The 12,164-nt window shown below is 64.3% G+C and carries 10 protein-coding genes; 5 read left to right on the forward strand and 5 right to left on the reverse strand.

Annotated elements, in window-relative coordinates; translation table 11 throughout:
- The first annotated feature begins 90 nt into the window (after window positions 1-90).
- Both ABWY06_RS23860 and rluB read left to right on the forward strand, forming a co-directional pair.
- Entirely contained in the window at window positions 91-282 is a 192-nt protein-coding gene (locus ABWY06_RS23860) for a DUF1289 domain-containing protein (RefSeq protein WP_353928076.1), read from the forward strand.
- A 144-nt stretch (window positions 283-426) separates the two neighbouring features.
- Window positions 427-1,884, forward strand: coding sequence for a 23S rRNA pseudouridine(2605) synthase RluB (rluB, locus tag ABWY06_RS23865; RefSeq protein WP_353928077.1), 1,458 nt, complete (start codon window positions 427-429; stop codon window positions 1,882-1,884).
- A 90-nt stretch (window positions 1,885-1,974) separates the two neighbouring features.
- Here rluB and ABWY06_RS23870 read toward each other — a convergent pair whose 3' ends face one another.
- The 5 genes from ABWY06_RS23870 to ABWY06_RS23890 form a co-directional block, all read right to left on the reverse strand.
- The gene (locus tag ABWY06_RS23870) at window positions 1,975-2,901 is read right to left on the reverse strand and encodes a GGDEF domain-containing protein (RefSeq protein ID WP_353928078.1); all 927 of its coding nucleotides are present in this window, start codon (window positions 2,899-2,901) and stop codon (window positions 1,975-1,977) included.
- 206 nt (window positions 2,902-3,107) lie between these two features.
- Window positions 3,108-3,848, reverse strand: coding sequence for a YciK family oxidoreductase (locus ABWY06_RS23875; RefSeq protein WP_353928079.1), 741 nt, complete (start codon window positions 3,846-3,848; stop codon window positions 3,108-3,110).
- Between the two features lie 116 nt (window positions 3,849-3,964).
- On the reverse strand, window positions 3,965-4,645 hold the full coding sequence (gene mupP, locus ABWY06_RS23880; protein ID WP_353928080.1) for an N-acetylmuramic acid 6-phosphate phosphatase MupP: 681 nt from the start codon (window positions 4,643-4,645) through the stop codon (window positions 3,965-3,967).
- Window positions 4,642-5,340 carry a bifunctional 2-polyprenyl-6-hydroxyphenol methylase/3-demethylubiquinol 3-O-methyltransferase UbiG gene (ubiG, locus tag ABWY06_RS23885; protein WP_353928081.1) on the reverse strand — a complete coding sequence of 233 codons (699 nt, stop codon included), beginning with the start codon at window positions 5,338-5,340 and terminating at the stop codon, window positions 4,642-4,644. Before ubiG ends, mupP begins: the two co-directional genes overlap by 4 nt.
- 23 nt (window positions 5,341-5,363) lie before the next feature.
- A complete protein-coding gene (locus ABWY06_RS23890) occupies window positions 5,364-6,713 on the reverse strand; it encodes a TRZ/ATZ family hydrolase (RefSeq protein ID WP_353928082.1) in 1,350 nt (449 codons plus the stop codon).
- A gap of 107 nt (window positions 6,714-6,820) precedes the next feature.
- Between ABWY06_RS23890 and mtnA the strand changes: the two genes are divergently transcribed.
- From mtnA to serC, 3 genes are all read left to right on the forward strand, one after another.
- Entirely contained in the window at window positions 6,821-7,897 is a 1,077-nt protein-coding gene (gene mtnA, locus ABWY06_RS23895; protein WP_353928083.1) for an S-methyl-5-thioribose-1-phosphate isomerase, read from the forward strand.
- Window positions 7,898-8,186: 289 nt separating this feature from the next.
- Window positions 8,187-10,943 carry a DNA gyrase subunit A gene (gene gyrA / locus ABWY06_RS23900; RefSeq protein WP_353928084.1) on the forward strand — a complete coding sequence of 919 codons (2,757 nt, stop codon included), beginning with the start codon at window positions 8,187-8,189 and terminating at the stop codon, window positions 10,941-10,943.
- A gap of 251 nt (window positions 10,944-11,194) precedes the next feature.
- The coding region (gene serC / locus ABWY06_RS23905; protein WP_353928085.1) for a 3-phosphoserine/phosphohydroxythreonine transaminase at window positions 11,195-12,164 on the forward strand (970 nt) is incomplete at its 3' end.

Consider the following 12,164-nt stretch of genomic DNA (forward strand, 5'->3'; position numbering starts at 1 on the left):
TGTCAGTTGATACATGTGCTGACTGACACACCGTATTCGCGAGCAAGCCCGCTCCCACATTATTTTGATCTTCATTGTCAGGGAGAAAGCATGAGTTCAACCAAAGACCCCTGCATCAATATCTGCAAGTTCACCGACGACATCTGCATCGGCTGTGGCCGTAGCAAGCGCGAAATCCGCGCCTGGAAGAAACTCGACAAGGTCGACAAGCGCACCGTTCTCGCCGAAGCCGAGCTGCGTCTGCTGGCCCTGGGCGCCACCGGTCGGCGGAAAAACAAGTGACAACCCACTATTGAGCTAGTCTCTGATGCGCAACGCGCGCCATGCGCGTATGATTCGCGACCCTTTGCTGATGTATTCGGCCAAAGCCCCGCTTTCAACACTCTTCAGGCCACGCCTGAATCGACCCACCGGGAGGTGCTTAAGATGAACGACAAAGACCAGAACGACAGCCAGGAAATCGGCCCAGCAGGTGAAAAACTGCAAAAGGTGCTGGCGCGTATCGGCGTGGGCTCGCGCCGCGACGTCGAAGCCTGGATCACCCAGAAGCGCATCAAGGTCAACGGCGTCGAGGCCACGCTCGGCCAGCGCGTCGACCTGCACGATGCAATCACCATTGATGGCAAGGTCATCAAGCGTGAAGAGGCCGCCGAATCGGTGCGCCGCGTGATCATGTACAACAAGCCCGATGGCGAGATCTGCACCCGTGACGACCCGGAAGGCCGTCCCACGGTCTTCGACCGGTTGCCGCGTCCCAAGGACGGTCGCTGGATCAATATCGGTCGCCTGGACATCAACACCACCGGCCTGCTGATGTTCACCACCGACGGCGAGCTGGCCAACCGCCTGATGCACCCGTCCTACCAGATGGACCGTGAGTACGCGGTGCGGGTACGCGGCGAAGTCGACGACGAGATGCTCGAACGGCTCAAGGCCGGCGTGGTCCTGGAAGACGGTCCGGCGCGCTTCACCGATATCAAGGAAGCGCCCGGCGGCGAAGGGTTCAACCACTGGTACCACTGCGTGGTGATGGAAGGCCGCAACCGCGAAGTACGGCGCCTGTGGGAATCCCAGGGCGTGGTGGTCAGCCGTCTCAAGCGCGTGCGCTTCGGCCCGGTATTCCTGACCTCCGACCTGACCATGGGCCGCTGGCGCGAGATGAGCCAGGGCGAAGTGGACATCCTCGGCGCCGAAGTGGGCCTGGAGCGGGTGTTGCAGCCGGCGATGAAGGAAAAGACCCGCGACAAGCTCGACCGCCTGCAGCGCAAGTCGGCCAAGCCGGTCGGTCGCGCCGCACGCCCCGAGCGTACCCTGCGCCCCGCGCACAATGCGCCTGCACGGGCCGAGGCGGGTCCGCGCTCGGAAGGCGGCGAGCGTCCCCAGCGTGCCTCGCGCGGTGCCGAAGGCGGTGAGCGTCCAGCACGCAATACCCGTCCGGACGCCGTCAATCGCCCGCAACGCAGCGCGCCACGCAGTGATGCGCCGCGCGGCGACGCGGCGCGGGGCGAGCGGCCGGTCCGCACCCCGCGTACCGAGGGTGCCGACCGCCCGGTGCGCGCACCCCGTGGTGAAGGCGCCGAGCGTCCGGTGCGCACGCCGCGTCCGGACGGTGAGCGTGCGCCACGGCCGGCGCCGCGTTCCGAATCGGGTGAACGTGCACCGCGCACGCCACGCCCAGCCGCCCCGCGTGGCGATCAGGGCAAGGGCACGCCGGTGGCCGAACGGCCGCGGGATGTGAACAAGAAGCGCCCGAGCAAGCCCGGTCGTCCCGGCATCGTGCTGGTCGATCGTGATGCGGGCAAGCCGGCGCCGGCCAAGCGTCGCGGCCCGCCCGCCGGTGATGGTCAGCGCCCGGGCTTCGGCCGGGGCCGCAAGCCTGAGTAAGGCGGTGCGCAGGCCATAAAAAAGAGGCTCTTTCGGGAGCCTCTTTTTTTTGCTGCCGGTTATCTGTGGCGCGCGGGCAGATGAGGTTCCTCAGCCTGCCATGGTCAGGCGGTTGCGGCCTTCGCGCTTGGCCACGTACAGGGCGCTGTCGGCGCGCCGCAGCAGGCTTTCCACCGACTCGCCCGGTAGCAGGCAGGCGCACCCCAGGCTGATCGACAGCTCGATCGCGCTGCCCTGGGCCAGGCATTGCAGGTTGAAGATGCCGTGGCGCAGGCGCTCGCCGACCATGGCGGCGGCTTCGCGGCCGGTGTTGGACAGCAGTATCAGAAACTCTTCGCCGCCGTAGCGGAACACCATGTCGACGTTACGCAACTGGCTTTTCAGCGTGTTGGCCGCGGCCTTGAGGACCTCGTCGCCCATGCTGTGGCCAAAGCTGTCGTTGATCCGCTTGAAGTGATCGATGTCCACCATCAGCAGCGACAGCGGTTGCAGGTTGCGCCGGGCCAGGTCGATCTCGCGCTGCAGGGCCTGGTCCATGGCAATACGGTTGCCGGTGCCGGTCAAGGGGTCGCGCAGCGCGCTCTGTACCGCGGCGCGGTAGAGCAGGGCGTTGCGCAGTGGGAACAGCAGGCTGGCGAGCAGCGACTCCAACTGGCCCAGTTCGTCGTCGTCGAAACGCTGATTGCGGCGGAAAATCAGTTCCCCCAGGTATTCGCCTTCGTGGCTCAGGCGGTAGCCGGCGGAGTGGTTGGCGCGCCCGCCCAGCTCCAGGCGTACATCGCTGGCGCTATGCTGGTAGGCCAGGGCATCCAGCGGCACCAGACGCTGCACCTCGCGAAAGAACAGGCCGAGGATGCGCTCGACTTCCAGGCTGGTCTGCAGCTGCAGGCTCAGTTGCTGGCGCAGTTGACCCAGGCTGACCGGACGCAGCGACGGAGTGCGATTGGCGGAAAAGCCCAGGCGCTGAAGTTTGGCCGCATCGAAATCGATGGTATTGGTTTGGCTGTGCGGGCTCATGGACTTCACCTCTGGTGCGTGGACACCAGACCTATAGCGATTTCCATGCCACTTCTTATGTATTTAAAAAGTGCTTTATTATCAGGTGCTTAAAGATTAGCTGGTGGAGGGGGCGGCAGATTGTTGCCGGTTGCCTGGCCGGCTAATGGCAATTTGCCGTGGCTGGTGCCGCCGCGCCGCCGGTTTTCCGGCGCAGCGGCAGGGGGTCACTGGGCGTCGAAGGCCTGGCCGTTGCTGCCCTGGCTGTCGGGGCCCATCAGGTAGAGGTAAAGCGGCATGATGGCTTCGGGCAGTGGATTGTTCAGTGGATTCTCCCCTGGGTAGGCCTGGGCGCGCATGCTGGTGCGGGTGGCCCCGGGGTTGATGCTGTTGGCCCGTACGCTGCTGATGCCCTCCACTTCGTCGGCCAGCACCTGCATCAGGCCCTCGGTGGCGAATTTCGAGACCGCGTAGCCACCCCAGTAGGCGCGACCCTTGCGACCAACGCTGCTGGAGGTAAACACCACCGAGGCGTCGCTGGACAGCTTGAGCAGCGGCAGCAGGGTGCTGGTCAGCATAAACATGGCATTTACATTGACCTGCATGACCCGCATGAAATTGTCGCCCGACAGCTGTTCCAGCGGGGTACGCGGCCCGACGATGGAGGCGTTGTGCAGCAGGCCGTCGAGGTGGCCGAATTCGTTCTCGATCATCGCTGCCAGCTCGTCGTACTGGTGCGGCAGCGCGGTTTCCAGGTTGAAGGGGATCACCACCGGTTTAGGCTGGCCGGCCGCCTCGATCTGGTCATAGACCTGGTTCAGGCTGGCTTCGGTCTTGCCCAGCAGCAGCACCGTGGCGCCATGGGCGGCATAGGTCTTGGCGGCGGCCGCGCCGATGCCGCGGCCGGCACCGGTCACCAGGATGGTACGACCCTGGAGCAGGTCGGGGCGGGCGCTGTAATCGAACATGGGAACTCCTTGGGAGCGCTGCAGCGGCAGGCTTCAAGCCGCAAGTTAAAGTAGTAGGTTGGCGAGGCTTGGCTTGCCGCTTATGGCTTTCAGCTTGCCGCTGTTGCACTGCGGCTTCAGCAGCCGCACAACGCCCGGTCGAGCACCGTGCGCAATTCCAGTGGATGATCCACCACCACGTCCGCGCCCCAGTGCCGGGGGTTGTCGTCGGGGTGGATATAACCGAAGGTCACCGCGGCGGTCTTGGTGCCGGCGGCGGCGCCGGACTCGATGTCGCGCAGGTCGTCACCGACGAACAGCACGCTGGCCGGGTCCAGGCCCAGGCGTTGGCAGGCCAGGATCAGCGGCTCGGGGTCGGGTTTGCTGCGGGTCACATGGTCGGGGCAGATCAATACCGCGCAGCGTTCGGCCAGGCCGAGTTGCTGCATGATAGGTTCGGCGAAGCGCAGCGGCTTGTTGGTCACCACGCCCCAGATCAGGTGCGCCTGCTCGATGTCGGCGAGCAGTTCCGGCATACCGTCGAACAGGCGGGTCTCGACCGCGCAGTGGTTCTGGTAGCGCTCCAGAAACTCCAGGCGCAGGGCTTCGAACTCGGCGCTGAGGGGGTCGACGTCAAAGGCGGCGAGCACCATGGCCCGGGCGCCGCCGGAGACCACATCACGCACCCGCTGCTCATCCACTGGCGGCAACGCGTGGGCTGCACGCAGGGCCTGGACCACTGCGACGAAGTCGGGAGCGGTGTCCAGCAGGGTACCGTCCATGTCGAAAAGAACCGCTTGTAGACGCATGCGTGTCACTCCTCGCGCAGGGTCTGCAGCATGTAATTGACGCTCACATCCGCTTCCAGCCTGTAGTGCTTGGTCAGCGGGTTGTAGGTCAGGCCGATGATATCCCGTACCTGTAGACCGGCGGCGCGGCTCCAGGCGCCCAGCTCCGAGGGGCGGATAAACTTGCGGAAATCATGGGTGCCGCGCGGCAGCAGGCGCAGCAGGTACTCGGCCCCCACCACGGCGAACAGGTAGGCCTTGGGGTTGCGGTTGATGGTGGAGAAAAACACCTGGCCGCCGGGTTTGACCAGGCGGAAGCAGGCACGGATCACCGAAGCCGGGTCGGGCACGTGTTCGAGCATTTCCAGGCAGGTGACCAGGTCGAAGCGCTCCGGCATCTCGTCGGCCAGGTCTTCGGCGGTGATCTGCCGATAGTCCACCGAGACACCGGACTCCAGCTGGTGCAGGCGGGCCACGGCCAGGGGCGCTTCGCCCATGTCGATGGCGGTCACCTGGGCGCCGCGCTGGGCCATGGCCTCGCTGAGGATGCCGCCACCACAACCGACGTCCAGCACCTGTTTACCAGCCAGGCCGGCGCGTTCGTCGATCCAGTTGACGCGCAGCGGATTGATGTCGTGCAGGGGTTTGAACTCGCTCTCGCGGTCCCACCAGCGGTGGGCAAGGGCTTCGAACTTGGCGATTTCGGCGTGGTCGACGTTGCTCATGGTGCTGTCCTCTAAAACGGTGTTCAGCGAGTGGCGCAGGCGGCGCTGGTCTGGCCGGCGATGCGCGCACCCCATTCGCGGGCGGTGGCGCCGAGCCGCTGTTCGTCCAGGCGGGTCAGTTGGCCCTGGTCCAGCAGCTGTTTGCCGCCGACCCAGACATGCCGTACGCAATCACGGCCGCTGGCGTACACCAGTTGCGAGACGGGGTGGTAAATGGGTTGCTGGGCCAGGCCGGACAGGTCGAACGCCACCAGGTCGGCAGCCTTGCCGACTTCCAGGGAGCCGATCTCGTCCTCCATGCCCAGGGCGCGGGCCCCGTTGAGCGTGGCCATGCGCAGGGCGCGGTGCACGTCCAGGGCGGTTGCCGAGCCGGCCACGGCCTTGGCCAGCAAGGCCGCGGTGCGGGTTTCGCCCAGCAGGTCCAGGTCGTTGTTGCTGGCTGCGCCGTCGGTGCCGATGGCCACATTGACGCCGGCCAGCCACAACCGCTCCACCGGGCAGAAGCCGCTGGCCAGCTTGAGGTTGGACTCGGGGCAGTGGATTACGCTGCTGTTGCTTTCGACCAGCAGCGCCAGGTCATCGTCGTCGATCTGGGTCATGTGCACGGCCTGGAAGCGTGGGCCCAGCAGGCCCAGGCGCGACAGGCGGGCCAGGGGCCGCTCACCGTAAGTGTCCAGCGACTGCTGCACCTCGAAGGCGGTCTCCTGCACGTGCATATGGATGCCAGCATCCAGCTCGTCGGCCAGTACGCGGATTCTCTCCAGCTTCTCGTCGTTGACCGTGTAGGGCGCGTGGGGGCCGAAGGCGACCTTGATGCGCGGGTGGTGCTTAAGGTCGGCGAACAAGGCGACACCCTTGCGCAGGGCTTCGTCGGCATCGCGGGCGCCGGGAATCGGAAAATCCAGCACCGGAATGGTGATCTGCGCGCGGATGCCGCTGTTGTGCACCAGTTCGCTGACTACTTCCGGGAAAAAATACATGTCGGAGAAGCAGGTGATACCGCCCTTGAGCTGTTCGGCGATCGCCAGCTCGGTGCCATCGCGGACGAAGTCTTCATCCACCCACTTGGCCTCGGCCGGCCAGATATGCTGTTCCAGCCAGGTCATCAGGGGCAGGTCGTCGGCCAGGCCGCGGAACAGCGTCATGGCCGCATGGCCGTGGGCGTTGACCAGGCCGGGGCTGAGCAGCATGCCGGGCAGCTCCCGCACTTCCACGGCCGCGTGCCGCAAGGCCTCGTCGCGCGGCGCGATCAGCGCGATGCGGCCGTCCCGGATGCCCAGGCCATGCTCATGCAAGACGACGCCAGCCGGCTCCACCGGTACCAGCCAGGTGGGCAGCAGCAGCAGGTCGAGCGGGGCATTCTGGTCAGGCATGGCGGGCGTCCTTGGCGTATCGTGGCAAAGGCCGAAGTATACCCGAGCGCCTCGGCAGGGGGCTCGCTATAATCCGCGGCTTTTCGTTTCACAGGACGAGGTAGGCCATGCGCGAGCGCTTGTTGGCAGCGGAGAAGGTGAAGGCCATCGATTGGCGTAATGGCGTATTGCATCTGCTCGATCAGCGCCTGCTGCCGTTCGAGGAGCGGTGGTGCGTCTGTGAGTCGGCCGCGGCGGTGGCCGAGGCGATCCGTGGCATGCTGGTGCGCGGAGCGCCGGCCATCGGTATCAGTGCGGCCTATGGGCTGGTGCTGGGCGCGCGTGCGCGCCTGGCGGCGGGCGGCGACTGGCAGGCGGCGCTGGAGGCGGACTTCCAAGTGTTGGCCGACTCGCGGCCGACGGCGGTAAACCTGTTCTGGGCGCTGAACCGCATGCGTGAGCGCCTGCAGCGGCTCAAGGTGGGCGATGACCCCCTGGCCGTGCTGGAGGCGGAAGCGGTGGCCATCCATGACAGCGACCGCGAGGCCAACCTGACCATGGCCCAGCTGGGTGTCGATCTGATCCGCCAGCACCAGGGCAATCCGCAGCCCCTGTTGACCCATTGCAACACCGGTGCGCTGGCCACCGGCGGCTTCGGTACGGCCTTGGGGGTGATCCGGGCGGCGTACCTGGAAGGCCTGGTGGAGCGGGTCTATGCCGACGAAACCCGGCCCTGGTTGCAGGGCGCACGTCTGACCGCCTGGGAATTGGCGCTCGAAGGCATTCCGGTAAGTTTGAATGCCGATGCGGCGGCGGCGCACCTGATGAAAACCAAGGGCATCACCTGGGTCATAGTCGGCGCCGACCGGATTACCGCCAATGGCGACGTGGCGAACAAGATCGGCACCTATCAGCTGGCCGTCAACGCCATGCACCATGGGGTGCGTTTTATGGTGGTGGCGCCCAGTTCGACCATCGACATGGCCCTGGAGAGCGGCGATGACATCGTCATCGAGGAGCGCGACGGGCGCGAACTGCTGGAGCTGGCCGGGCAGCGGGTGGCGGCGGACGTGGCGGCGGTCAATCCAGTGTTCGATATCACCCCGGCTGACCTGATCGATTTCATCGTCACCGAGAAGGGTGTGGTCGAGCGCCCGGATGCCGCCAAGATGGCGCAATTGATGTGCCGCAAGCGCCTGCATTGAGGGGCTCCGTCGAGTTCTGTCGGGTTGTTGCATTGTTCTGCAAATCAGGTGCTTGCGCCGCTTGCCGGGCAGCGGCGGTGACTGCCGGGGGATAGGTGCGGACCTGGGTTTGTGGTACGCTCCGTCGGTTTTCACGGGTGGCCGGCCGGGTCGTTCCGCTTAGCGTCGACCCCCGTCATAACCCGTTGATTTGTCGTGAGTCGTTAATGGCCTAGGGCCATTGCGGCGGACTTCGCCCCGTTTAGTGCATGTGGGTGGGGTTTCACCAGAAAAAGGAACCAGGCTTCTCATGGGCGAACTGGCCAAAGAAATTCTACCGGTCAATATCGAAGACGAGCTGAAGCAGTCTTACCTCGATTACGCGATGAGCGTGATTGTCGGGCGGGCGCTGCCGGATGCGCGTGATGGCTTGAAGCCCGTGCATCGGCGTGTGCTGTTCGCCATGAGCGAGTTGGGCAACGACTGGAACAAGGCGTACAAGAAGTCCGCCCGTGTGGTCGGTGACGTGATCGGTAAGTATCACCCCCACGGTGATACCGCGGTGTACGACACCATAGTGCGTATGGCGCAGCCCTTCTCCCTGCGCTACCTGCTGGTCGACGGCCAGGGTAACTTCGGTTCGGTGGACGGCGATAACGCGGCCGCCATGCGTTATACCGAAGTGCGTATGACCAAGTTGGCCCACGAGTTGCTGGCCGACCTGCACAAGGAAACCGTCGACTGGGTGCCCAACTACGACGGCACCGAAATCATCCCGGCGGTCATGCCGACCAAGATCCCGAACCTGCTGGTCAACGGTTCCAGCGGTATCGCCGTCGGCATGGCGACCAATATTCCGCCGCACAACCTCACGGAAGTGATCAACGGCTGCCTGGCGTTGATCGACAATCCTGAGCTGAGCATCGACCAGTTGATGGAATTCATCCCGGGGCCGGACTTTCCGACCGCGGCCATCATCAACGGGCGTGCCGGCATCATCGAGGCTTACCGGACCGGTCGCGGGCGCATTCATATCCGCGCGCGGGCCATTATCGAGGACATCGACAAGGTCGGTGGCCGCCAGCAGATCGTGGTCACCGAGCTGCCGTACCAGTTGAACAAGGCGCGGCTGATCGAGAAGATCGCCGAGCTGGTCAAGGAGAAGAAACTCGAGGGGATCACCGAGCTGCGCGACGAGTCCGACAAGGACGGCATGCGCGTGGTCATCGAGCTGCGCCGCGGCGAGGTCCCGGAGGTCATCCTCAATAACCTCTATGCCCAGACCCAGATGCAAAGCGTGTTCGGCATCAACGTGGTCGCCCTGATCGACGGCCAGCCGAAGATCCTCAACCTCAAGGACATGCTCGAAGCCTTTATCCTGCACCGTCGGGAAGTGGTGACGCGGCGCACCGTGTTCGAGCTGCGCAAGGCCCGCGAACGCGGGCATATCCTCGAGGGGCAGGCGGTCGCGCTGTCCAATATCGACCCGGTGATCGCCCTGATCAAGGCCTCGCCGACCCCGGCCGAGGCCAAGGACGCCTTGATCGCCACCGCCTGGGAGTCCAGCGCCGTGGTGGCCATGGTCGAGCGCGCCGGTGCCGATTCCTGCCGCCCGCAGGACCTGCCGGAGCAGTACGGCTTGCGCGAGGGCAAGTATTTCCTGTCGCCGGAGCAGGCTCAGGCCATCCTCGAGCTGCGCCTGCACCGCCTGACCGGCCTGGAACACGAGAAGCTGCTGGCCGAGTACCAGGAGATCCTGCTGCAGATCGGCGAGCTGATCCGCATCCTCACCAGCGCCGTGCGCCTGATGGAAGTCATCCGCGAGGAACTTGAAGGGGTCAAGGCCGAATTCGGCGACGCACGCCGCACCGAGATCCTCGATGCGCGGCTGGACCTGACCCTGGGCGACCTGATCACCGAGGAAGACCGGGTGGTGACCATTTCCCACACCGGTTATGCCAAGTCCCAGCCCCTGACCGCCTACCAGGCCCAGCGCCGTGGCGGCAAGGGCAAGTCGGCCACCGGGATCAAGGACGAGGACTACATTGCCCACCTGCTGGTGGCCAACAGTCACACCACGCTGTTGCTGTTCTCCAGCAAGGGCAAGGTGTACTGGCTCAAGACCTATGAGATTCCCGAAGCCTCCCGCGCCGCGCGCGGCCGTCCGTTGGTCAACCTGCTGCCGCTGAGCGAGGGTGAATACATCACGGCGATGTTGCCGGTGGATATCGCGGCTATCGCCAAACAGGCCGAGGTCGAGGATCTCGACGCCGACACCCTGGTCGCCGAGCAGGACGATGGCGAGGTGGCGACCGAAAAGGACAAGCGCAAGGCACCGTTCATTTTCATGGCCACCGCCAACGGCACCGTGAAGAAGACCCCGCTGGTGCAGTTCAGCCGGCCGCGCAGCGTCGGCTTGATCGCCCTCGAACTGGACGAGGACGATATCCTGATTTCCGCCGCCATCACCGACGGCTCGCGGGAAGTCATGCTGTTTTCCGACGGTGGCAAAGTCACCCGCTTCAAGGAAACCGATGTGCGGGCCATGGGTCGTACTGCCCGTGGGGTACGCGGCATGCGGCTGCCCGAGGGGCAGAAGCTGATCTCCATGCTGATCCCGGAAGAAGGTAGCCAGATCCTGACCGCCTCCGAGCGCGGCTATGGCAAACGCACCGCGATCGCCGAATTCCCCGAGTACAAACGTGGCGGCCAGGGGGTGATCGCCATGGTCAGCAACGAACGCAATGGCAAGCTGGTCGGCGCCGTGCAGGTGCTCGATGGAGAGGAAATCATGCTGATTTCCGACCAGGGCACCTTGGTTCGTACCCGTGTCGACGAAGTTTCCAGCCTGGGTCGTAACACCCAGGGCGTGACCCTGATCAAACTGGCCAGCGATGAAACGCTGGTCGGTCTGGAACGGGTTCAGGAGCCGTCGGAAGTCGAAGGTGAAGAGCTGGAAGGTGAAGAGGGTGAAGAAGGTGCAGTGTTCGACGGTGAAGTCGTGATCGACGACGTTGCCGAAGACCAGCAGCTCGACGCCGCCGCTGACGAAGAACCGCAAGAGTAAGCGGACAAACAGGGGGCGGATGAAAATTCGCCCCCTTGTTGTTTGTCCGTAATGAAATATCGACACCCATGGAGATCCCTTGTGGGAGCGAGCCTGGTCGCGATGCAGGCGCCGCGATACGTCTGAGGCGCTGCGGTGATGCCATTGCGAGCAGGCTCGTTCCCACAGATGTTTTGCTTTAGCCGGGACTCTGTGTCGATTGATGTTGTGATTTATTGCGTGACTACCACCAAATCAGAGCGAGATTGGATGTGAGCAAGAGAGCCTATAACTTCTGTGCCGGTCCTGCGGCACTTCCCGAAGCTGTCCTGACGCGCGCCCAGGGTGAACTCCTTGATTGGCACGGCAAGGGCCTGTCGGTCATGGAAATGAGCCATCGCAGTGATGAGTTCGTGTCCATCGCCACCAAGGCCGAGCAGGATCTGCGTGATCTGCTGAATATCCCCTCGAACTATAAAGTGCTGTTTCTGCAAGGTGGCGCCAGCCAGCAATTCGCGCAGATTCCCCTGAACCTGCTGCCGGAAAGCGGCACCGCCGACTATATCGACACCGGTATCTGGTCGCAGAAAGCCATCGAAGAAGCTTCGCGCTACGGTAACGTCAATGTCGCCGCCACCGCCAAGCCTTACGACTATTTCGCTATTCCCGGTCAGAACGAATGGAACCTGTCGAAAGACGCGGCCTACGTTCACTACGCACCGAACGAAACCATCGGTGGTCTGGAATTCAACTGGGTTCCGGAAACCGGTGACGTTCCGCTGGTCGCCGACATGTCTTCCGACATCCTGTCGCGTCCGATCGATGTCTCGCGCTTCGGCATGATCTACGCCGGCGCCCAGAAAAACATCGGCCCGAGCGGCATCGTCGTCAACATCGTTCGCGAAGACCTGCTGGGTCACGCCCGTTCCCTGTGCCCGACCATGCTCAACTACAAGGTCGCGGCCGATAACGGTTCGATGTACAACACTCCGCCAACCCTGGCCTGGTACCTGTCCGGCCTGGTGTTCGAGTGGCTGAAAGAGCAGGGTGGCGTTGAAGCCATCGGCAAGCTCAATGAAGTGAAGCAGCGCACGCTGTACGACTTCATCGACGCCAGCGGCTTGTACAGCAACCCGATCAACAAGTCCGACCGCTCGTGGATGAACGTCCCGTTCCGTCTGGCGGACGATCGTCTGGACAAGCCGTTTCTGGCCGGCGCCGACGAACGTGGCCTGCTGAACC

Source organism: Pseudomonas sp. (assembly GCF_040514055.1).
Lineage (GTDB): Bacteria > Pseudomonadota > Gammaproteobacteria > Pseudomonadales > Pseudomonadaceae > Aquipseudomonas.